Raw genomic sequence first — 22,802 nt, forward strand, 5'->3', positions numbered from 1 at the left:
TGAAGCGCGGTCATCCGCTGGCGACCGGCGGCGCGCCGAACAGCTGCCGACGTGCACTCTGCATGAGTCGTCACGCACATCCCGTCACCCCCGCGCGCGTGTCAGCCGATCGACACGCGCGCGGTACGAGACCTTGCGCGGCACGCGCGCGAACCGGGCAGCGCCTAGCGGACGGCGAGGGCGATCAGCTGGGTGATCTGATTCGCTGCGAAGTTGTTGTCGCTCACCAGGACCAGGGTGCGCTCGCCGGAGGGCAGGCGCGGCCCCCAGGTCATGCCCTCGACATTGTCGATGGCGGGCAACCCGACGTCGGCCAGATCGACCAGCAGCCGCTTGGTCACCGGGCGGGCGTTGCCGATCGGGGCGTCGAGCACATTGGTCGCGCCGCCGAGATCGGCCTCGTAGATCCGGATCTTGTTGCCGACCCCGACCACGAAGGCCCGTTCGAGCACCAAGATCTTCGACGGATCGTAGAGATCGGCCGCGAGGATCGACGCGATGCCGTTACCGCCCTGGCCGGGCGTCGGCCTGGACTCGGCGAACACCGGCTCGAGCGGGTACACGTACTGGGCCAGCAGCGCGCCGGTCCTGGCCTGCACGGTCAGGCGGGCGGGCGCGCCCGCGGTCGTCGTCGGCTCCGGGCCGTCCTGCAGCAGCGGGGCCTCCACCGAGGTCACGAACAGCGCGCCGCCGGCGGCGAAGGTCGCGCCCTCCAGCACGCTGTTCTGACGCGGACCCGAATTCGGTTGCATCCGTTCGTTGTCCGGGATCGGCAGCTCGCCCGCGAAGCTGCCGTCGGTCCGGGACACCCGCACCGAGGGGTCGGCGAGCACGGTGGCGGTGCGCTCCCCCTCCTGTGTCCAGAAGTAGTTGCCGGTCCACGGATCGACCCGGATCTCCTCCGGATCCACCGACTTGGGACCGTAGGGTGCGCCGTTCGCGGCCAGCAGCGGGCGGGTGCCGGTAAAGCTCACCGGCCCCAGGCCGTCGGGGCCGACGGCGAAACGGGCGGTGTAGAAGCGCGCCGGATTCCGCTCCGAGCGGTCGTCGCTGATCAGCACGTAATCGCCGGTGCGCGAATCGAAGTCGATCCCGGACAGGCCGCCGACCGCGGTGCCCTGGAAAACCAGGTCGTTCGGTACCACCTGCGCGCCGAGCAGCCGCACGGACCCCGCGCCGGACCCGGCCTCCGTCTCGGGCACCGCCCGCGCGGCAGGCACCGCACCGAGCGCCACCGCCAGCGCCGCGATCACCAACGTCTGCCCGCGCACTACCCGTCGTCCCATTCGCATCACGCTAATCACCGCACGGTACCGGCGGGTGAACACCGCACAAACCGGCGAATTCCGTTATCGCGGTGGTCTTTCCGTCGCCTATTTGCGGTGCACCGGGCAACGCGGACCCGTCAAGCCCCGAAGACGGCGAAAGCCCGCCACCGCGAGTTGCGGTGGCGGGCTTTGCCATTCGTACTACTTGCGCAGCGAGGCCGGGACCTCGAAACGCTCGCCGTAGGTCTTGGCGAGGTAGTCGGCACGCTCGACGAACGCCGCCTGGCCACCCGGGTAGCCGACGACGAACTGGTGCACACCACCGGTCCAGGCCGGGAAACCGATGCCGAAGATCGAGCCGATGTTCGCGTCGGCGGTGGTCTCGAGCACGCCCTCGTCGAAGCACTTCTGGGTCTCGATCGCCTCCGCGAACAGCATGCGGTCGATCAGATCCTGCAGCGGCACGGTGAAGTCCGCCGTGGTCTTGAAGTGCTCACGCAGGCCCGGCCACAGACCGGTGCGCTTGCCGTTCTCGTCGTACTCGTAGAAGCCCGCCTTCTCCAGGCGACCCGGACGACCCTCGCCGACCATGTAGTCGATGACGTCCTGCGCCGGATGCCGCTTCTTGCCCATCGTGGTGTCGCCGTGCTCGGCGGCCTCGATGGTCTCCTTGGCGATCTTCTGCATGAGCTTCATGTTCAGCTCATCCGACAGCTGCAGCGGCGCGGCCGGGTAGCCCGCCTGCAGACCGGCCTGCTCGATGGTCGCGGGCTCGATGCCCTCGGTGAGCATGGCGATCGCCTCGTTGACGAAGGTGCCGATCACGCGCGAGGTGAAGAAGCCGCGGCTGTCGTTGACCACGATCGGGGTCTTCTTGATCGCGAGGGTGTAGTCGAACACCCGGGCCAGCGCCTCGGGCGAGGTCTTCTCACCCTTGATGATCTCCACCAGCGGCATCTTGTCGACCGGCGAGAAGAAGTGGATACCGATGAAGTCCTCTTCGCGCTTGACACCCTTGGCCAGGCCGGTGATCGGCAGGGTCGAGGTGTTCGAGCCGAGCAGCGCGTCGGGGGTGACGATGTCCTCGATCTCCTGGAACACCTTGTGCTTGAGCTCGGTGTTCTCGAAGACGGCCTCGATCACGAAGTCCACGCCGTCGAAATCCTTGGCATCGGCGGACGGGGTGATCCGGTCGAGCAGCGCCTTGGACTTCTCCTCCGTGGTCTTGCCGCGGGAGAGGGCCTTGGCCTCGATCTTCTCGGAGTAGTTCTTGCCGCGCTCGGCCGCCTCGATGCTGACGTCCTTCAGCACGACCTGGTAGCCCGCCTTGGCGGAGACGTAGGCGATGCCCGCGCCCATCATGCCGGCGCCGAGCACGCCGATCTTCTTGATGTCCTTCTTCGGTACGTCCTTCGGCCGCGAGCCACCGTTGTTGATGGACTGCAGGTCGAAGAAGAACGCCTGGATCATGTTCTTCGCGACCGGGCCGGTGAGCAGGTGCACGAAGTAGCGCGACTCGATCAGCGACGCGTTGTCGATGTCGACCTGCGAACCCTCGACCGCGGCGGCCATGATCGCCCGCGGGGCGGGCATGTTCGCGCCCTTGATCTGCTTGCGCAGGTTCGCCGGGAAGGCGGGCAGGTTGGCCGCGAAAGCAGGGCTGGACGGGGTGCCGCCGGGGATCTTGAAACCCTTGACGTCCCAGGGCTGCACGCCCTTGTCCGGGTTCGCCTTGATCCACGCCTTGGCGGCCGGAACCAGCTCTTCGACGGTGCCGACGACCTCGTTGACCAGGCCGATCTCCTTGGCCTTGGCCGGCTTGTTGCGCTGCCCCTGCAGCAGCACCTGCATCAGGGCGTTCTGCAGACCGAGCATGCGCACGGTGCGGATCACGCCGCCACCGGCGGGCAGCAGGCCCAGGGTGACCTCGGGCAGGCCGATCTGCGAACCCGGCACGTCGGCCGCGATCCGGTAGTGACAGGCCAGCGCGATCTCCAGGCCGCCGCCGAGCGCCGCGCCGTTGATGGCGGCGACGACCGGCTTGCCCAGGGTCTCCAGACGCCGCAGCGCGCCCTTGATGGTGCCGAGCTCGTCCATGACGCCCTGGCCGTCTTCCGGGCCGACCTTCATCATGTTCTTGAGGTCGCCGCCCGCGAAGAAGGTCTTCTTCGCCGAGGTGATCACCACGCCGGTGATGCTGTCCTTCTCGGCTTCGAGCCGCTCGACAGTCGCGGTCATCGACGACTTGTACAGCTCGTTCATCGTGTTGGCGCCCTGGTTCGGGTCGTCCATCGTCAGTACGACGATGCCGTCCGAATCCTGCTCCCAACCGATCATGTTGGTTTCGGTGCTGGTCACAGCTCTGTGTCTCCTTGTACTTTCAGCTGCCGGTTGGGATTAGACGCGCTCGATGATGGTCGCCACGCCCATGCCGCCGCCGATGCACAGGGTGATCAGGGCGTAGCGGCCGTTGCGGCGCTCCAGCTCGTCGACCATGGTGCCGGTGATCATCGCGCCGGTGGCACCCAGCGGGTGGCCCATGGCGATCGCGCCACCGTTGACGTTCAGCTTCTCGTCCGGGACGTTCAGGTCCTTCTGGAACTTCAGCACCACGGAGGCGAACGCCTCGTTGATCTCGACCAGGTCCATGTCTTCGATGGTCAGACCCGCCTTGGCCAGCGCCTTCTTGGCGGCCGGGGTGGGACCGGTGAGCATGATGGTCGAGTCGGCGCCACTGGTCGCGGTCGCGACGACGCGGGCCCGCGGGGTCAGACCGGAAGCCTTGCCCGCCTCCTCGGTGCCGACCAGCACCAGCGCGGCGCCGTCGACGATGCCCGAGCTGTTGCCGCCGTGGTGCACGTGGTTGATCTTCTCGACGAAGTAGAACTTCTGCAGCGCGACGGCGTCGAAGCCGCCCATCTCACCGATCACGGCGAAGGACGGGTTCAGCTTGGCCAGATCCTCGGACGTGGTGCCCGGACGCATGTGCTCGTCCTTGTCCAGCACGACGATGCCGTTCTGGTCCTTGACCGGGACGATCGACTTGGCGAAGTAGCCGCCGGTGGTGGCCTTGGCGGCCAGTTCCTGCGAGCGCACCGCGTAGGCGTCCACGTCCTCGCGGCTGAAGCCCTCGATGGTGGCGATCAGGTCGGCCGAAACACCCTGCGGCACAAAGTAAGTGTCATAGTTGGTGGCCGGGTCCAGCGCCCAGGCGCCGCCGTCGGAGCCCATCGCGACCCGGGACATGGACTCCACGCCACCGGCGATCACCAGATCGTCGAAGCCCGAGCGCACCTTCTGCGCGGCCAGGTTGACGGCCTCGAGGCCGGAGGCGCAGAAGCGGTTCAACTGGAAGCCGCCGACGGTGTCCGGCAGGCCGGACACGGTCACGGCGGTGCGGGCGATGTCCATGCCCTGGTCACCGACCGGGCTGACGACACCGAGGATGAGGTCGGAGATCCGATCCTCGTCGAGGTTGGGGAAACGGCCGCGCAGCTCCTGGATGAGACCAACAGTCAAGTCGATCGGCTTGACCGAATGCAGCGAGCCGTTCTTCTTGCCGCGGCCGCGCGGAGTGCGGATGGCCTCGTAAATGTAGGCCTCTGTGGTCATATCGGAGTGTTCCTTCCTTAAAGGTGCGGCGGCCGGACGTGGTCCGCCCGAGCGCTCTGTGCGCCTACCCCGCGCTATGCGGCGTAGGCGCGGGTAACCTCGCCGACCGGTCCTGCGACCGACCGTCCTGACGCTGTACAAAACGCGGCATGCGACGGCGGACGCAGGTTCCGATCGCCCATACGCCTGGGCTTACCATAGAACCTCGTCGTACCGGAGCTCACGGCCACCCGTTCATATTAGCGTGGCGTGCGAACTCCGGTTAACTTAACGTCGTGACGGCGGTGGTTGTCAACCACTCAGGCGTGTGGCCCCCAGCTCACTCTTCAGCAATTCGAGGGCGACCTCGTCGGGGTCGCGGCGATCCTCGGGCGCCACCGGCACCGCCGCGGCGCGGATCATCTCCTCTTCGTCCTCGGGGGTGTCGACGGGTACCGCTCGGTCGGCGGCCCAGCCGTCCCCGCTGCCTGTGTCACTGCCGGTCGGGGGCTGCGCCGATTCGGCCGGCGCACCGTCAAAAGGGCCGGGATCATCCGGTAGATCGGGGAAGTCCGGCGGCGGAATATCGTCGTCGCCGAACGACCGTGGCCGGTTCGCGGCCTTGTCCGCGGCGGCGTTCTTGGCCTGGCTCGGCCGGGAGAAACGCGGCGGCGCGGGCGCGTCCGAGCCCCGCCCGCCCGCGGCACCGGCCTCGCGACCGGCCGATTGACCCGCCGCCCGCTGCGGTTTCGCCTGACCCGTCGCCCGCTGCGCGGCCGCGGGCCGGGTCGCGGCGCCTCCGGCCTCCCAGCGCACATCCAGCTCACGCCCCAGCACCGCGCGCACCGCCGACCGCACCGCGTCCACGTTGCGCGGATCGGACAGTCGCTGCGCCAGCGGCGCATGCTGATGCGCGAACACGATGACATCGCCTTCGATCCGCGCCACCGAAGCCCCCGCCAGCATCGCCTGAACGGCGGCCCCGAACTCCCGCACCTTGGCCCGAATCTCCCCCCAAGAACTTTCCACCTCCCGCAACAGATCCCCGTCCTGCCCGGTCTGCGCGGCATCGGCTGCGGGTGCGGCGGATGCGGACTGCGCGCCTTGCTCGTTCGACGCAGCCTGCGCGGTAGGTGCTGATGCCTGCGCGGCGGCCGCGGTAGGCCCGGACTGCGCTGCGGATCCGCCCGGAGCGGTGGGTGCGCCGGATACGGACTGCGCGTTCGGCGCAGCCTGTGCGATAGGTCCTGATCCCTGCGCGGCGGCCGCGGACCGCACAGAGGGCCCGGACTGTTGTGCGGCCGATGCCGCCTGTGCGGCAGCTGCGGACTGCGGGTCATCCGCGGTGGGCACAGCCTCCGCATCCGATGCGGCATGCCCGCCGTGTGCGGCGGGACCGGACTGCGTAGTCGGCGCCCCCTGCGGGGCTGATGGCGGCTGCGCCGCGGGCCCGCCTTGCGCTACCGACGCGGCCGACTCGACGGGCGCACCCTGTGCGGTCGGCGCGGAGTGGCCAGCGGACGCGCCCTGTGCGGCCGGCGCGGCTTGGCCGGAGACCCCTTCTGCGGAGCCGGACCGCGCACCTGACCTGTGGGGTTCGACAGCCCCGCCAGGCTCCCCCTGGGCACCGTGCGAAGACGCATCGCGACTCTGTGCAGCAGCCGGCCCCTCGGCACTGCCGTCGATATCTGCCGGAACCGAGCCGGCACTCGTGACATCCGTCGAGTCGGCGACCGCGCCAGACGCGGTCGCAGCTTCGTACACCGCACCGCTCGAGTTCTCGCTTTCGGCACCACCGACGTCAGCGACCTCGCGCCCATCCGTCGCGCTCTGCGTAGACACCCCGTCGCGCGAACCCACCGACTCATGCGGTCCGGCAGCACCATTCGATGCGGTACCGCTGGGCGCACCGCTGTCGGTATCGGCGACCTCGCGCACGTCCGCAGCACCCTTGCCTGCGGCTTCGCGGCGGATGGCGGCGAGGGCTTCGGCGCCGCGGCGGCGGTTCGATTCGGGGCCGGAGCCGGGGGCGGGGATCGGGGCGGGGGCTGGAGCGCCGGCGGCGGGGGCGGGGGCGGCGCTTGCGGTAGGAGGCGCGGGCGGGACGGCTCCGCCGGCGAAGCCGCGCTCGAGGCGTTCCAGGCGTTGCAGGGTGGCCGATTCGGCGTCGGAGACCGAGGGCAGCAGCATGCGGGCGCAGACGACCTCGAGCAGCAGACGTGGGGAGGTCGCGCCGCGCATTTCGCCGAGGGCCTCGTGCAGCAGTTCGGCGTAGCGGGTGAGGGTGGCGGGCCCGAGCCGTTCGGCTTGGCCGCGCATGCGGTCGAGGACGTCGCCCGGCCCGGAGACCAGGCCGCGATCCACCGCGTCGGGGACGGCGCGCATCAGGATCAGGTCGCGCAACCGCTCGAGCAGGTCGACGGCGAAGCGGCGCGGATCGTGCCCGGCCTCGACCACTCGATCGACGGTGCCGAACAGCGCGGCGCCGTCGTCGGTGGCGAGCGCGCCGATCGCGTCGTCGATCAGCGCGACGTCGGTGACGCCGAGCAGCGAGACCGCCCTGGAGTAGGTGACGCCTTCGGGGCCGGCGCCGGCCAGCAACTGGTCGAGCACGCTGAGGCTGTCGCGGGGCGAACCGCCACCGGCGCGAATCACCAACGGGTACACCGCTTCTTCGACCGGCACCTGCTCCTGATCGCAGATCTTGCCGAGCAGGCCGCGCATGGTCGCGGGTGGCAGCAGCCGGAACGGGTAGTGGTGGGTGCGCGAGCGGATGGTGGGCAGCACCTTGTCCGGCTCGGTGGTGGCGAAGATGAAGATGAGGTGGGCGGGCGGCTCTTCGACGATTTTCAGCAGCGCGTTGAAGCCCGCCGTGGTGACCATGTGCGCCTCGTCGACGATGAACACTCGGTACCGGGATTCGGCGGGGGCGTAGAAAGCGCGGTCGCGCAGTTCCCTGGTGTCGTCGACACCGCCGTGGCTGGCGGCGTCGAGTTCGATCACGTCCAGGTTGCCCGGGCCGCCCGGACCGAGCGCGACGCAGGAGGGGCAGGTGCCGCACGGTGTGGACGTAGGCCCCTCGGCGCAGTTCAGGGAGCGCGCGAGGATGCGCGCCGACGATGTCTTACCGCAGCCGCGCGGCCCCGAGAACAGATAGGCATGACTGATCCGCCCGGTGTCGAGGGCGGTGCTCAGTGGGTCGGTGACGTGCTCCTGACCCACTACCTCAGCGAACGTTGCCGGTCGGTACTTCCGGTACAGAGCCACGGGCAGAGGTTACCGGCGTGCACCGACAAAGAACATTCCCGCTCGTCGTGGTGCTCGGCGCGGCGGAAACCCGACAGCGCAGCGCGATATATGTGATCTAACTCACAAGATTCCGTGACCCCCATTAGACCCCTTCGACCCACGATGAGATTGGCAACGTACCGGCAATCACGGACGCAATACCGGTCGCGACAGGGATACAACCGCCCAATTCCCCCAAGTAGACCGGAAAATAAGACTCATCCCCCGATTTACCGCAGGTTTATGGAGATAACGAAAGCGTCAACAAAGATGACATCGACGCAATCGCCTGGCTACCGTGGCAATCGGCAACTTCGGTAGCCAAACCTTCATCAGGTTGGTTGCCCCGGCCGGTCCCTCATCCCGACCGGGGCACAACCGAAGTGCACAGTTCAGCACCGCCAAGGTTCCAGCGCCACCGAGTGCCACGTCCATCGGAGGAACTGCTCACCGTGTCGCCCGACGACATCGCCGCCGCGTTGCTCGCCAGCACCGATTTCGCAGGCAATCGATCCGCCGTAGACCTGTTGAGCCGCGCGATCAGCCCACAGGACTTCGCGATCAAACGCGATTCGCTCCCGGTGACCGCCGCGGCCGATCCCGCCACCTCCACCGCCATCCTCGAACTGCTCGAGCGTGGCCAGGTGCCGACGATGGCGGCGATCCGCACCCTCACCGCACAGAACGAGATGCGCCGCGAGGCCGAACGCATCGAGCGCCTCGGCCGTCGCGCCCAGCGCAGCATCGACGATTTCGGCCGCGCGCTCGCCGTGTTGGCCGACGCGCACTGGACCGCGCACGGCATCGGCCCGACCCGGCGCGACGTGCTGTCCTCCGACGAGGTCATGTCGCTGATCCGAACCCGGATCGGCGATATCGCGCCCTCTGCCGTCAAACACCTGTGGCTGATCGAGCGCGCGCAGCGGGCCGGCTGGATCGCCTCGAACGCCAACGCCGGTTCGCTGTGCGCGGGCCGCCGGTTCCACGCCGATCAGTACGGCAACCGGGTGTCGTTGCGCCCGGTCAACATCATCGGCACCGCCGTGGCCGCCTACCTCGCGGACTACCGGACCGAGCACGGCCGCGCACCGCGCTGGTGCACCGTGGCCCAGGAGTTGCGCGACGACCGGGGCCGCCGGATCTTCCACAACACGGCCGACGCCCGGGCGCAGGAGCTCTGGCTGACCACCGCCGACTGGGTCGCGCTGGAGGACGAACTGCCCGTGCCCGGCAAGCGCGGTCAGCGCGCGATCGCCCGTAGATCCCGCGCGTCCTGAGCCCTACCGACTGGTAGCAAGAGCGGCCCCGATCCCACAGTGCGGTCGAAACATCCCATGTCCAGAACCGCTCGCAATACGCGGACCAGCGCATATCCGGTGGTGACCGTTCGGTAATTTCCTTGCAACGCATCCTGCGTGGAAGGAGCTACCGTGCCCACACCCCTCGATCCCGCGGCCACTGCCTGGCTGCTCGTCAGCACCGCCCTCGTGCTGCTGATGACCCCGGCGCTCGCGCTGTTCTACGGCGGCATGGTGCGCTCGACCGGCGTGCTCAACATGCTGATGATGAACTTCATCGCGATCCCGCTGGTGACCGTGGCCTGGCTGCTGCTCGGCTACAGCATGGCCTTCAGCGACGACGCGGGCGGCGGCCTGATCGGCAACCTGGACCACTTCGGCATGGCGAACATCGATCCGGGCACCGTGCGCGGCGCAGTGCCGGAACTGCTGTTCGCCACGTTCCAGCTGACCTTCGCGATCCTGACCGCGGCGCTGGTCAGCGGCGCCATCGCGGACCGGGCGAAGTTCGCCGCGTGGATGGTGTTCGTGCCGGTGTGGGCGCTGGCGGTGTACGCGCCGATCGCGCACTGGGTGTGGGGTCCGGACGGCTGGCTGGCCTCGTTCGGCGCGCTGGACTACGCGGGCGGTCTGGTCGTCGAAATCGCTTCGGGCGCTTCGGCACTCGCGTTGGCCCTGGTGCTCGGTCCACGCATCGGCTTCAAGACCGACGCGATGCGCCCGCACAACCTGCCCTTCGTGCTGCTCGGTGCGGGCCTGCTCTGGTTCGGCTGGTTCGGCTTCAACGCCGGCTCGGCGCTGTCCGCGAACGGCATTGCAGCAGCGGTCTTCTTGAACACGCTGGTGGCGGGCTGCCTCGGCATGCTCGGCTGGCTCGCGGTCGAGCAGATCCGCGACGGCAGGCCGACCACGTTCGGCGCGGCCTCCGGTGTGGTGGCCGGTCTGGTCGCGATCACTCCGTCCTGCGGTTCGGTGAACACGCTCGGCGCGCTGCTCGTCGGGCTCGCCGCGGGCGTGGTGTGCTCGTTCGCGGTCGGCTGGAAATTCAAAGCGGGCTATGACGATTCGCTCGACGTGGTGGGCGTGCACTTCGTCGGCGGCATCGTGGGCACGGTGCTGATCGGCCTGCTCGCCACCCAGGTGATGACCGGCGGCGTCGACGGCCTGTTCTTCGGTGGCGGTTTCGCCCAGCTCGGTAAGCAGTTGGTCGGCGTGCTCGTGGTCGCGGCCTACGCGTTCCTGGTGACGTTCGCGCTCGGCAAGCTCATCGACCGGGTCATCGGCTTCCGGGTGAGCAAGGAGGACGAGACGGCGGGCATCGACTTCGCGCTGCACGCCGAGACCGCCTACGCCGAGGGCGTGCACGGTCACGCGCCGCGCCGATTCGGCGAGGGCGGCCACTTCGGCCACGGCAATGCGAGTGACCGGGATCACTGACCCGGTACCGGCTCCCTCTGTCGGCGCCGGGTTAACGGCGTTACGCTAACGCCGTTACCTTACTGCGCCGAGCGAGGGAGCCGCGCATGCTGATTCGGATCGCACAGCTGGTCACGCGGTATCCACGCGCCATCCTGATCGCGGCCGCCGCGCTCGCGATCGCCTGCGGCGCGTTCGGCGCGACGGCGGCGTCGCACCTGAAATCCGCGGGCTTCACCTCGCCCGACGCCGACTCCTCCGAGGTCACCCGGCTGCTCGCGGACAATTTCGACGGCGCGGCACCCAACTACATCCTGTTGGTCAGTTCCGATGCGGGCGCCGACGCACCGGCGACCCGCGCCGTCGGCACCCGCCTGGTGGACGCGCTGCGGGCCCGCCCCGACGTCAAAGGCGTGCAGTCCTACTGGACCGCGCCGCCCGCTGTGGGCTCCGCACTGCGCAGCACCAGCGGCAAGGACGCGCTCGTGCTCGCCTATCTGACCGGCGACGACACCGAGGCGCAGCGCACCGCGGGCGAGCTCACCGAACAACTCGCGGGCAGCGCCGACGGCATCACCGTCCGCCAGAGCGGTATCGCGTCGGTCTTCCACGACGTGAACAAACAGATCACGCACGACCTCGCAGTGGCGGAGGGGGTGGCGATCCCGATCTCGCTGATCGTGCTGATCCTGGTGTTCGGCAGCGTGATCGCCGCCGCCCTGCCGCTCACGGTCGGCATCTTCGCGATCCTCGCCACACTGGCCATCCTGCGCATGTTCACACTGATCACCGACGTCTCCATCTACGCGCTGAACATGACGACGGCGATGGGTCTGGCGTTGGCGATCGACTACAGCCTGTTCATCGTCAGCCGGTACCGGGAGGAACTGGCCAACGGCCTCGATCCGGTGCGCGCCACCATCCGAGCGGTGCAGACCGCGGGCCGCACGGTGCTGTATTCCGCACTGACGGTGGCGCTTTCGATGTCCGTGCTGAGCATCTTCGACATCTACTTCCTGCGCTCGTTCGCCTATGCCGGTGTCGCCGTGGTCGTCGCGGCCGCGGCGGCGGCCATCGTGATCCTGCCCGCCGCGCTCGTGCTGCTCGGCCATCGGGTGAACGCACTGGATATCCGAATTCCGTTGCGCCGCATGTTCGGTCGCCCCGCGCCCGATCCGTTGAAGAGCCAAAAGCCGGAACAGAGCTGGTGGTACCGCACGGTGACCTGGGTGACCAGGCGTTCGGTACCGGTGGCCCTACTACTGGTCGCGCTGTTCTTGGCCCTCGGATCGCCTTTCCTCTCAGTGAAATTCGGCTATCCGGACGACCGCGTGCTGCCGACCTCGGCGGCGAGCCGTCAGGTCGGCGATGTGCTGCGGGCCGAGTTCCCGGCGGCCAACTCCGGCAACAACACCACGATCGTGTTGGACGGATACCACGGCGGCCCAGGGCCGATCGGCGAATATGCCACGGGTCTGTCTCGGGTGGACGGCGTGTCGGCGGTGTTGTCCAGCGCGGGCATCTACATCAAGGGCGCCCGGATGGCGAGCGGTCCGCCCGGAATGGCCAACAGCACCGGCGAATACGTGAGCGTAGCGACCCGGCCGGACCCGTTCTCTCCCGCAGGCAAGGCACAGCTGCTCGCGTTGCGTGACGTGCCCGCCCCCGGCCCGACCCTGTTCGGCGGTGCCGCCGCGGTGAATGCCGACGCCCTCGATTCGCTGAGCAAGCGGATGGTGCCCGCGGTCGCCCTCATCGCGCTCGCCACCTTCGTCGTGCTGTTCCTGTTCACCGGTAGCGTGCTGCTGCCACTGAAAGCCATTGTGCTCAACACGCTTTCGATGGCCGCCGCGTTCGGCGCGATGGTCTGGATCTTCCAGGACGGTCATCTGTCCGACCTGCTGGGGTTCACCGCGGTGGGCTATCTGACGCCGACCACCCCGATTCTGATGTTCTGCGTCGCATTCGGCATGTCGATGGACTACGAGGTGTTCCTGCTGTCACGGATCCGGGAGGAGTGGCTGGCCTCGGGCCGGGTCGTCGACGGCGTCGTCGTGCGCACCGCCGAGGACAACGTGCACGCCCTCGCGGTCGGCATCGCGCGGACCGGCCGGATCTACACGGCCGCGGCCGTGCTCATGGCCATCGTGATCGGCGCGATGATCACCTCGAAGGTGTCGTTCATCCAGTTGATGGGCCTCGGCCTGACCTTGACCGTGCTCGCCGACGCCACCCTGATCCGCACCATGCTCGCGCCCGCGCTGATGAAACTGATGGGCACCGCCAACTGGTGGGCGCCCAAGCCGCTGGCCCGGCTGCACGCCCGGATCGGCTTGCGCGAGGACAGCGATCCCACCGAACCCGTGCTGGCCGGGCACAAATGATCCGTGCCGGTCGATCCCGCTCGGCCCGCGGTGCCGGTGCTCAGCTACGAACCGAAATCCTGGACGCCGCAACAGAATTGCTGACGCGCACCGGCCACGCCGATGCGGTGTCGATCCGCGCGATCAGCCAGCGGGTCGGGGTCAGCGCGCCCTCGATCTACCGGCACTTCGCCGACAAGGACGAACTCATCGGAGCCGTCGTCGTGCAGGTTTTCGAGAATCTGGACGCCGCGATCGTGGCCGCGACCGATCCCGCCGCCACGCCGCTCAACCGGATGCAGCAGCAGGGGTTGGCCTACGTCCGGTTCGCGCGGGAACATCCGGAGCAGTACCGGCTGGCGACCCTGCCCACCGAATCGAGCAGTGCGATCGATCAGGTGATGACCAGCGGTGCGTTCCAGCACTTTTCGCAGACCGTGCAGGACTGCATGGACGCGGGCGTGTTCGCGCCCGGCGACACCCTGCCGGTCGTGCTCGACCTCTGGGCGGCCGCGCACGGCATCGCCTCGCTGCTGATCGCCAAACCGTTCATCCCGTGGGGCGATACCGAGGAGGTGGCCAATCGCGTGCTGCGCGCGGCGTGCATCGGCCACGTGGTGGTCGACCTGATCGGCGCGGATCCCGCGCCTGCGGACCTCATGGATTGGCTGGCCGGACAGCGCCGGTCGCCCTGACGTCGCCAGTTGGAATCTGCCTGCGTTATTCCCTCGTTCTCCTGCGCATTCTGCTCGATGCTTCGCCAGGAGAAACGCACATCGAGATCGAGGGAATGCAGTAGATGAGGATGAGGAAGCTGGCCGTGGTCGCCGCGTTGGTGACCACGGCGACCGGAGTGGCCGCGGGCACCTCCGTCGCCGCGCCCGAAACCGCCGCGGGCCCGGTGAATTTCACCGCGCGCACCACCGACACGTCATCGATCATCGAGACCGACGCCGGCTCGCTCGTGGCCGAAGACGGTGCCTTCAAGGTCAAGGCCGCCGACGGCACCACCGTGGCCGCCACCCCGCTGACGCTTCGCATCGACGAGTTCGAGTTCCCGATCGCCGCGCAGATCTCGCAGCGCACCGCGACGCTCACCCCGCAGCTCGACCAGGCGCACGCCGTCTACAAGCCGGTCGCGCTGCCGTTCGAGGACAAGGCGCCGTGGAAGAGCGAGTACGACCGTGAGCAGGCGGCCTGGAGCCGCTTGACCAGCACCATCAGCGCGGGCGCCACCATCGGCACCCTCGTCGGCGGCATCGGCGGCGCGGCCGTCGGCTGCGTGCTCGGCGGCATCGCCGGCGCCACCGTCGCCTCGGCCACCATCATCGGCCTGTTCGGCCCGTTCATCCCCGCGGCCGCCATCGGCTGCCTCGGCGGCATCATCGCCGTCGGCGCCCTCGGCACCGTCGCGGGCCAGATCTTCGTGACCGCTCCGGTCGCCATCGGTGCGGCGATTCAGTACTTCACCACGATCAATCAACCGTTCGTGGCCCCGCCGAAGTAGTCCACAACCGCTCCGAGAAGACCCCGCCCAGCCACGCTGAGCGGGGTTTTCTCGTAGCCGATGGACAAATCGACCACCGGCCACCCGGCACACCCTCGTGACCTGCGAAAACAGTGTGTGTGAGAACACAGCGGCAGTTTGAGGCTTGGTGAGTCGCGCCAACCGGTGTTAATTTCTTTTACATGTCTGCCAGCCGACCGACCGCCCTGCGGGTCACCTATGTGACCGCCGCGCTCGGGCTCCGGCTGCCCCTGACACGCGAACTGTGTTATCGCCCTTGCTGCAGCTGAGCAGCCTTTTCGGCTCGTTCACTGCCCAGTCGCCCACGTAGGCACGTCCCGCCCCGGTGCGGGACCTCGGCAAGGAATCTGCACTATGTCCCTCCCTACCCTTGAACGCTCCACCGCCAGGGTCGCCAACGGTCGCGTCCGGGTCCAGCGCCCAGTCGTCGCACCCGAACTGCGCATCGGCGACAACCCGGCGGCCGCGGTACTGCGCGCCGCGACCGGCGGCCCCGTCTCGCGCGACAATGCCGCGCGCACAACGGGTTTGAGCATCGCGACGGTCAACCGCCAGGTGTCCGCGCTGCTCGCCGCCGGTCTGCTGCGCGAACGGCCCGACCTGACGGCTTCGGGTGCGGTCGGACGCCCCCGGGTGCCCTTCGAGATCGATCACGAGGCGTACCTCACCCTCGGCATCCACGTCGGCGCCGCGGTGACCAAGATCGTGGCGGCCGACCTGCGCGGCCGCATCCTCGGCGGCCTGGCCATCGCCACCCCGCAGACCGGTCAAGAATTCGCGACCACCACCGTCGCCCGCAGCGCCAAGGCGTTCCTGCAACGCTGGCACCGGCGCAAGCCGCTCTGGGCCGGCGTCGCCATCGGCGGCCGGGTCGACCCGGTCTCCGGCGTGGTCGATCATCCCAAGCTGGAGTGGCAGGGCGCGCAGATCGGCGCCGTGCTCGGCGAGGTGCTGGAGCTGCCGGTCTCGGTGGCGCCGCACGTCGAGGCGATGGCGGCCTCGGAGTTGTTGCTGCCCACCATCGAATCGCGCGACGCGGCGGCCGGCCGCACCGCGGGCCCTGAACGCGGCAGCAGCCTCTACTTCTATGTCCGGGAAACCGCCGGTGTGGCAGTGACATTGGACGGTCGCGTGCACACCCCGAGCAACGGGCCCGGCTCCATCGCGCACTTGCCGACCGGCTCCGATGTGGAATGCACCTGCGGCAGGCGTGGCTGCCTCGAGGTCACCGTCGGCGACCGCTCGCTGCACTCGCGGGCCGTCGGACGCGGAATCATCCCGGCGCACAACGGAACCGCAGGCTCTACTATCGCCGATCTGTACCGGGCCGCCGAGGCCGGTTCCGAGCCGGCGCGCGAACTGCTCGCCGAGCGCGCCACCATCCTCGGCAACACCGTGGCGATGGTCCGGGACATGCTCAACCCCGACCGGGTGATCTTGGGCGGCCAGGCCTTCACCGGCTACCGCCCTGCGGTCGCGCACGTGGCCCGCGCCTTCAACCAGGGTTCCAGCCTGCCGCCCACCGATATCCGGATCAGCGGATTCGGCGGCAAGGTCCAGGAATTCGCCGCCGTGGTCACCTCGTTGAGCGTGCTCTACGCGGACCCGCTGGCGGCGATCCGGCGAACCACGCTGGCCGACTGAGGATTTCGGCCGCTCGTTTCCCGTCTCTCGGGTGTGGGAAACGAGCGGTCGCGCTCAGCGCTCCGGTGCGAACAAGCCCTCCAGCGCGGTGATGAAGAACGGGAAGTGCCCGGCGAAGCGCTGCAGGTTGCGGTCACGTTCGAAACCGCCGAACCAGTACAGCCCGGGCTGTGCGTCGGCAGACGGGTTGAGGTCGCGGAAGGCCCGGATCCAATTGTCGGCACGGCTGCCGATCACCATGAACGGCAACGCACGGGAGAACACCGTCTCCTGATCGATCGGCGGAACCTGTTCGCGGCGAGTCGCTTCCAGCCCGCGCTGCAGCGCGCGGATCTGCCCGGACAAGGCGAGACCGTGCGCGGTGCGCACCGGCAGATACTTCGGCAGCAGCACCGTGGCGATACCCGCGAGCGCGATCGCCACGCCGACCAGCGCATGTCCGGCGGTGAGCGCGAGCCCGATCGTGGCGGCGATACCCGCGACGATCAACGCACCGCCGAGCCAGCCGGCCAGCCCGGGCCGCCGCCGGTCGGCGAAGGTGCCGCGGGCGACCGCGTCGTCGAGCAGTGCGGTGCGCACCGGACCGGACTGCACCCGTCCGGGCGCGCGCAGCTCGGTCATCGTGACCGCGTCCGTGCCGTCGGGCAGCAGGGCCAGATAGACCGCTTTCTCGTAGCCGCGCAGCTGGTCGTCGGGCGTATTGACCCGGGTGATCCGCCAGTCGGTATCACTGAGCGGCTGCACCCGGATATAGCGGCGCACGGCGAGATCGACCACCGTAGCGGCGATGTCGACTGGGTCGACGTGCTCGTCCAGCAGCAGCCCGGCCTCGCCGGGCAGCACACCGTCGGGCGAGACGAACTGGACCCGTTCGCCCTCGCGCAGCAGCGGATCGAGGGTCTGCGAGCCCGTGCCCGCCGCGGCGTTCTGCCGCCGGGCGCGCAACGCGAAGGCGACCAGGCCGATCAGCGCGAGCACCAGCACACCGAACGCGACCAGCACCGGCGTGGTGAATGCGAACGGGCCCGCGGCGCTGTCGTCGCGCACGTCGGCATTGCTCGGCACCGTGTTCGGCGGCAACTGCAGGGTGAGGTCGATCGCGTCGCCCTTGTGCAGATCCGTCTGCTCCAGGTAGAGCACGCCGTCGACCTCGGTCTTCACATCGGCGCAGGCCCTGGTGTTGCCGGGCGGGCCGAGTTTGCAGTCCACGATGCCCATTTCGAAGCTGGGACTGATCAACGTGGCGCTGATCGCGGCGATATCGCTGCGCATCACCCCGATCCAGTTGAACACCTGGCTGCCCGGGGCATCGCTGACCAGGTTGTGCACCGAGTAGGTGAAGGTCGACGTACCGGGCTTGGCCTCGATGGTGAACTGGTCGTTGGCGACCGTCGCGGTGCCCGCGCCCTTGGTGTCGACGTCGGTGACCTTGAAGCGGCGCTCGACATCGTCGCGCACCTGCAGCCGCAGCGGCAGCGACATCTGGAACGTGCCGTCCGGCGGCACCTCGACCTGCTCGACCACCTCGAGCACGCCGTCGCGGTTCAGCTTCAGATCGGCGGTGATGGTCACACCGCTCGGGGCGGGCTCCGGGTGCGCCGCCGGGGCCGTCGCGAACAATCCCGCGGACGCGAGTAGCAGCGCGCCTAGGGCGGCCCCCCGAAAAGTCAGCATGGCAGCCTACTTTAGACAGCTTGCTATTCTGCGTCATCGGCTGTCGGCGATCACTGAGACGAGGGGGTACGGGGGCGTGACACAACCACCGTACGGATACGGGCCGGTTCCGCCTGGTGGGCGACCGGTTCCGCCCCCGCCCGGCTACGGCCCACCCCCGGGGCAAGGTCAGCCGCCGCCCGGCTACGGTCCGCCACCGGGCTACGGTCCGCCACCCGGATACGGTGCGCCACCGGGCTATGCCCAGCCGGGATACGGTCCGCCGCCGGGTTATTCGGCACCGCCCGGCTACGGTCCGCCGCCCGGCTACCGCGCACCGGCGCCGCCGCCGATGCCGTACGGCCCGCCCGGCCGTCCCCCGTACCCGCCGCGCCGGCGCTCCGGTGGCGGCGGCGCGTGGATCGCGCTGCTGGTCGTCGTGGTGTTCCTGGTGGTGGGCGGCTTGGTCCGCAACGCGATCTCGGTCGGCCGCAACGACAGCAGCCCGTCGACGGTCACGCCGAGCCTCACCTTCTCCCCCGACGGTTCGACCGGCCCGGCCGAGACCGGCGCGAACCCGCTGCTCGCCGACCCGAGCGCGACGCTGATCCCGGCCCGCTGCCCGTACTCGCCGTGGGGCACCCAGGTGGATGCCGCGCGCAAGTTCTTCGAGAGTGCCGCGTCATGCCTGGAGGCGGCCTGGAAACCGGTGCTGCAGAAGGCGAATCTGCCGTTCCAGCCGCCGACGCTGAACGTGAGCGCCACCACCACCGGTATCACCACCCCGTGCACCGGCACCACCAGTAATTTCGCTGCCTTCTACTGCCCGGCCAACAAGACCATCTACATGCCGGTCAGTCAGCTGCAGACCGATTTCTTCAAGGACAACTGGGTGGTCTACCTGTCGGTCTTCGCGCACGAGTACGGCCACCACATCCAGGCCATGTCCGGGATTCTGCGCAAAGCCAACAGCGAGCGCGCCGACGCGGGTCCGCGCAGCACCCGCGGCCTCGAACTGTCGCGCCGAGTCGAGTTGCAGGCCAACTGCTTCGACGGCATGTACATCGCGTCCTCGTCCGGCGGCGGTTCGCTGACCAACTCGCAACTGAATGTCGCCCGCAAGGACGCCTACGGACGCGGCGACCAGGCGGGCGACATGCGTGACCACGGCACCGCCGAGAACGGTGGCCAGTGGTTCGAGACCGGACTGGACAAGAACCGTGCCGCGCAATGCAATACGTTCACGGCACCGGCGAGTTCGGTCAACTAGCGCAGGCTCACGCGCCGTCGGCTAGGGGCGGCTGGAGGGGCCGGGCGTAGGTGTACTCGGGCGCGACGGTGATCACGTCGCAGATCTGGACTAGCTGTTCGGGCACGCCCCCCTCGAAATGCGCTGCGCCGGGGACGATTACCGCGTCCACCCCGAGTCGCTGCGCCACCGTGGTCAATCTGTGCAGCACGTCGTCGGTTTCCGCACCGAAGACCACGGTCTTCGCCAGGTCGTACCCGAATCGCTGGGCCAGGCTCCGGATCAAAACCTCGTCCCACTGCTGCCGGGCACCGGATACATCGCGGCGCAGATATCCGATCGCCGCCGGTCGTCGCCTCATCGAAACCACTCCTTTCCGCCCAGAACAATCCCGGTAGACCACAGTCCCCGGCAATGCCCGTTCGCTGCCAGTTCCCCGCCACTGGCTCGGAGCGGCCCGGCCTACTTCTTGGCGGCGGCCTTCGCCTGCTTCTTGAATTCCCGCACCTGGGCCAGGGTTTCGGCGTCGGTGACGTCGGCGACCGAACGGCGCGATCCTTCGTCACCGTAGGCGCCCGCGGCTTCGCGCCAGCCCGCCGGCTGGACACCGCGCTGCTTGCCGAGCAGGGACAGGAAGATCTTCGCCTTCTGCTCCCCGAAACCGGGCAGGTCCTTCAATCGGCGCAAGACCTCCTTCCCGTCCGGCTTGTCCTTCTTCCACAGGTTCTCGGTCCTGCCGTCGTAGTTCTCGATGATGTAGCGGGCGAGGTCCTGGGCGCGGCGCGCCATCGAGCGGCCGTACCGGTGGATGGCGGGCGGGGTGGCGCAGAGGTCTTCGAACTCCTGCTGATCGGCCTCGGCGATGCGGTGGATATCGAAGCCGCCCATCCGGTCGGCGATCTTCTTCGGGCCGCGGAACGCGTGCTCCATCGGATATTGCTGATCGAGCAGCATGCCGAGCAGGGTGGCGAAGTGGTCCTCGGTCAATAGCTCGTCCGCCTCGACATCCTGTGCCAGGCAAAGCTTGCGACTCATCGCCGTTCCTTCCCACCGTTACCGAAACTGCTCGGACGGCTCGATCATCTCATTAGTGCCGACGGCCCGGGCGCACACTGTTCATCGCACGCGCACCCACCCGTTAGTGAGTCAGGTCACAGGGGTGCAGTGCGGGGTAATACGGCCGCGCGTAGGCTCCAGCGCATGCCTCAGACGACGGCAGTACCTACATCGGCGCCCCACACGACGGGGTCCGCCAGAGATGGAAACGGGAGCATGGACACCTACACGTTGCGCCCGGATCGGTTCGACCGAGCAGGCCAGGACCAGCTCGTAGACGTACGCGATCTGCAAGCCGCACTGCCCGGAATCCGCAGGTTGCGGACCTGGGCCCAGGACGCGCTCGCGCTGCGTCCCGGCGAACGCGCGGTCGACATCGGCTCCGGCACCGGGTCGGAGGTGCTGGCCTTCGCGGACGCGGTCGGTGCGGACGGTATCGCGGTCGGCGTCGAGCCCGACCCGAACCTGCTCGCCTCCGCCGAACGCCGGGCGGCCCAGGCCGGCTCGATCGCCAAGTTCCATTCCGGCGATGCCTACGGCCTGCCGTTCGGCGCGGACAGCTTCGACGCCGCGCTGTGCGAGCGGGTGTTCCAGCACCTGACCGCCCCCGCCCGCGCCGCCAACGAGATCGCGCGCGTGCTGCGGCCCGGCGGCCGGGTCGTGGTGGTGGACAGCGACTGGGGCACGGCGATCGTGCATCCGGGCGAACGGTCGGTGGTACGCGAGGTGATCGACACACTGGTCTCCGCGACCACGAACCCGTTCTCCGGCCGCAGGCTGCCCGGTCAGCTGACCAAGGCGGGGCTCGTGATCGACGAGATCGGCTCGCACGCCCTGGTGCAGGACCGCACCGTGGGCGCGGGCTCGCTGGTCAACCGCATTTCGGCGATGGCGGTGGCGCGCGGCGTGATCACCGAGGAACAGCGCGATCGGCTGCTCGAGGATCTCGAGGCGGGCGCGGCCAGCGGCGACATCCACCTGTCGGTGACCATGTTCGCGGTGCTCGCGCACAAGCCCGAATAAGCGCACAGCGGGGCGCGTACCGCAGTACGCGCCCCGCTGTTCGGGCTACTTGCCGAGCAGCTTCTCGGTGGCCGCGAGCAGCACGCAGGTGGCCAGGCCGTCCATCGCCTTTTCCAGCTCCGGCAGCTTCGGGAAGCTCGGCGCGATCCGAATGTTCTTGTCCTCCGGGTCATTCCGCAACGGGAACGCCGAACCCGCGGCGGTGAGCGCGATACCCGCGTCCTTCGCCAGCGCGATCACCCGGCTCGCGGTGCCCTCCAGCACGTCGAGGCTGACGAAGTAGCCGCCCTTCGGCTCGGTCCAGGACGCCACCTTCGAGGCGCCCAGCCGGTCCTCCAGAATCCGCAGTACCGCCGCGAATTTCGGCTCCAGGATCGCGCGATGCTTCTGCATGTGCGCGCGCACGCCCTCGGCGTTGCCGAAGAACCGCACGTGCCGCAGCTGGTTGATCTTGTCCGGGCCGATCGACTTCTTCGACAGGTGCTGCAGATACCAGTCCAGGTTCGCCGTCGAAGCGCCCAGGAAACTCACTCCGCCGCCGGCGAAGGTGATCTTCGAGGTGGACGCGAACACCAAGGGCCGGTTGGGGTTTCCGGCCGCGGCGGCGAGACCGAGCACGTCGAGCACCGGGGCCGCGGTATCGGTCAGCGGGTGCACGGCGTAGGCGTTGTCCCAGATCAACCGGAAGTCCGGCGCCGCGGTCGGCATCGAAACCAGTTCCCGGACAACCTCTTCGGAGTAGTTGATGCCGCTCGGGTTGGCGTAGTTCGGCACCACCCACATGCCCTTGATCTGCGGGTCGTGCGCCACCAGCGCGGCGACGGCGTGCGCGTCCGGGCCGTCGGGACCGAGGGGCAGCGGGATCATCTCGAAGCCGAGCGTCTCGGTGATCGAGAAATGCCGGTCGTAGCCGGGGCTCGGGCACAGGAACTTCAGCTTCTCCTCCGCGGCCCACCGGCGCTCGGAGTCGTTGGTGCCGTGCAGCATCGCGAACGCCAGCACGTCGTGCATCAGCTCGAGGCTGGCGTTGTTGCCGGCGATCAGGTTGTCCACCGGGATGCCGAGCAGTTCGCCGAAGATCGCGCGCAGTTCCGGAAGACCCTGCAGGCCGCCGTAATTGCGGCAGTCGGTGCCCGCGGCGTCGCGGTAGTCGCCCTCGCCGGGCAGGGCGAGCAGGGCGGCGGACAGGTCGAGTTGTTCCGGAGAGGGTTTTCCGCGCGTCAGGTCCAGCGTGAGCTTCTCGGTCTTGAGCGTCGCGTAGTTCGCGTTCTGAGTCTCGTGCTCGGACACGAGTTCCTCGTGGCTCATCAAACCGATCTGCGTTTGCCGGGGCATCCTGGGCAGCCTTTCGAAGCTTGCGGGGACGTGGGGTGTCGGCCGGACGATGTGCGGCGGCCGGGCATTCGATCCGTCTGGCGCGTGCGC

Annotated in this window: 16 protein-coding genes; 8 read left to right on the top strand and 8 right to left on the bottom strand. The window is 68.8% G+C overall.

Annotated elements, in window-relative coordinates:
- Window positions 1–164: 164 nt before the first annotated feature.
- From NBRGI_RS09655 to NBRGI_RS09670, 4 genes are all read right to left on the bottom strand, one after another.
- A complete protein-coding gene (locus NBRGI_RS09655) occupies window positions 165–1,286 on the bottom strand; it encodes an esterase-like activity of phytase family protein (protein ID WP_029894680.1) in 1,122 nt (373 codons plus the stop codon).
- A gap of 183 nt (window positions 1,287–1,469) precedes the next feature.
- Window positions 1,470–3,605 carry a 3-hydroxyacyl-CoA dehydrogenase NAD-binding domain-containing protein gene (locus NBRGI_RS09660; protein WP_029894682.1) on the bottom strand — a complete coding sequence of 712 codons (2,136 nt, stop codon included), beginning with the start codon at window positions 3,603–3,605 and terminating at the stop codon, window positions 1,470–1,472.
- A 60-nt stretch (window positions 3,606–3,665) separates the two neighbouring features.
- Window positions 3,666–4,880, bottom strand: a complete 1,215-nt coding sequence (locus NBRGI_RS09665) for an acetyl-CoA C-acetyltransferase (RefSeq protein ID WP_029894684.1) — start codon at window positions 4,878–4,880, stop codon at window positions 3,666–3,668.
- Between the two features lie 291 nt (window positions 4,881–5,171).
- Window positions 5,172–8,126 carry a DNA polymerase III subunit gamma and tau gene (locus NBRGI_RS09670; RefSeq protein WP_036558248.1) on the bottom strand — a complete coding sequence of 985 codons (2,955 nt, stop codon included), beginning with the start codon at window positions 8,124–8,126 and terminating at the stop codon, window positions 5,172–5,174.
- Between the two features lie 443 nt (window positions 8,127–8,569).
- On the opposite strand from NBRGI_RS09670, the gene NBRGI_RS09675 reads away from it, so the two are divergent.
- The 6 genes from NBRGI_RS09675 (at window position 8,570) to NBRGI_RS09700 (ending at window position 16,396) form a co-directional block, all read left to right on the top strand.
- The gene (locus NBRGI_RS09675; protein ID WP_235210899.1) at window positions 8,570–9,424 is read left to right on the top strand and encodes a hypothetical protein; all 855 of its coding nucleotides are present in this window, start codon (window positions 8,570–8,572) and stop codon (window positions 9,422–9,424) included.
- A 219-nt stretch (window positions 9,425–9,643) separates the two neighbouring features.
- Window positions 9,644–10,882: an ammonium transporter gene (locus NBRGI_RS09680; protein ID WP_228833006.1), complete on the top strand. Its 1,239-nt coding sequence runs from the start codon at window positions 9,644–9,646 to the stop codon at window positions 10,880–10,882.
- 86 nt (window positions 10,883–10,968) lie between these two features.
- Window positions 10,969–13,245 (top strand): MMPL family transporter, encoded by a 2,277-nt coding sequence (locus NBRGI_RS09685; RefSeq protein WP_029894689.1) that lies wholly within the window; start codon window positions 10,969–10,971, stop codon window positions 13,243–13,245.
- Entirely contained in the window at window positions 13,242–13,919 is a 678-nt protein-coding gene (locus NBRGI_RS09690) for a TetR/AcrR family transcriptional regulator (protein ID WP_036558251.1), read from the top strand. Before NBRGI_RS09685 ends, NBRGI_RS09690 begins: the two co-directional genes overlap by 4 nt.
- A gap of 104 nt (window positions 13,920–14,023) precedes the next feature.
- The gene (locus tag NBRGI_RS09695) at window positions 14,024–14,731 is read left to right on the top strand and encodes a hypothetical protein (RefSeq protein ID WP_029894691.1); all 708 of its coding nucleotides are present in this window, start codon (window positions 14,024–14,026) and stop codon (window positions 14,729–14,731) included.
- 375 nt (window positions 14,732–15,106) lie between these two features.
- Entirely contained in the window at window positions 15,107–16,396 is a 1,290-nt protein-coding gene (locus tag NBRGI_RS09700) for an ROK family transcriptional regulator (RefSeq protein ID WP_029894692.1), read from the top strand.
- A 54-nt stretch (window positions 16,397–16,450) separates the two neighbouring features.
- Here the strand turns inward: NBRGI_RS09700 and NBRGI_RS09705 are convergent, their stop codons facing one another.
- On the bottom strand, window positions 16,451–18,070 hold the full coding sequence (locus NBRGI_RS09705; RefSeq protein ID WP_029894693.1) for a DUF2207 family protein: 1,620 nt from the start codon (window positions 18,068–18,070) through the stop codon (window positions 16,451–16,453).
- A 76-nt stretch (window positions 18,071–18,146) separates the two neighbouring features.
- Here NBRGI_RS09705 and NBRGI_RS09710 point away from each other — a divergent pair, with 76 nt between their 5' ends.
- On the top strand, window positions 18,147–19,319 hold the full coding sequence (locus NBRGI_RS09710) for a neutral zinc metallopeptidase (RefSeq protein WP_235210900.1): 1,173 nt from the start codon (window positions 18,147–18,149) through the stop codon (window positions 19,317–19,319).
- Between the two features lie 7 nt (window positions 19,320–19,326).
- On the opposite strand, the gene NBRGI_RS09715 is transcribed toward NBRGI_RS09710, so the two are convergent.
- Window positions 19,327–19,659, bottom strand: a complete 333-nt coding sequence (locus NBRGI_RS09715) for a hypothetical protein (protein WP_029894694.1) — start codon at window positions 19,657–19,659, stop codon at window positions 19,327–19,329.
- 101 nt (window positions 19,660–19,760) lie between these two features.
- A complete protein-coding gene (locus NBRGI_RS09720; RefSeq protein ID WP_014981092.1) occupies window positions 19,761–20,333 on the bottom strand; it encodes an HhH-GPD-type base excision DNA repair protein in 573 nt (190 codons plus the stop codon).
- Window positions 20,334–20,570: 237 nt separating this feature from the next.
- Here NBRGI_RS09720 and NBRGI_RS09725 point away from each other — a divergent pair, with 237 nt between their 5' ends.
- The gene (locus tag NBRGI_RS09725; protein WP_029894695.1) at window positions 20,571–21,377 is read left to right on the top strand and encodes a methyltransferase domain-containing protein; all 807 of its coding nucleotides are present in this window, start codon (window positions 20,571–20,573) and stop codon (window positions 21,375–21,377) included.
- A gap of 45 nt (window positions 21,378–21,422) precedes the next feature.
- Here the strand turns inward: NBRGI_RS09725 and NBRGI_RS09730 are convergent, their stop codons facing one another.
- A complete protein-coding gene (locus tag NBRGI_RS09730; protein WP_029894696.1) occupies window positions 21,423–22,712 on the bottom strand; it encodes an aminotransferase class I/II-fold pyridoxal phosphate-dependent enzyme in 1,290 nt (429 codons plus the stop codon).
- Window positions 22,713–22,802 lie beyond the last annotated feature (90 nt).

Origin of the sequence: Nocardia brasiliensis IFM 10847 (assembly GCF_000710915.1) — a bacterium.
GTDB lineage: Bacteria > Actinomycetota > Actinomycetes > Mycobacteriales > Mycobacteriaceae > Nocardia > Nocardia brasiliensis_A.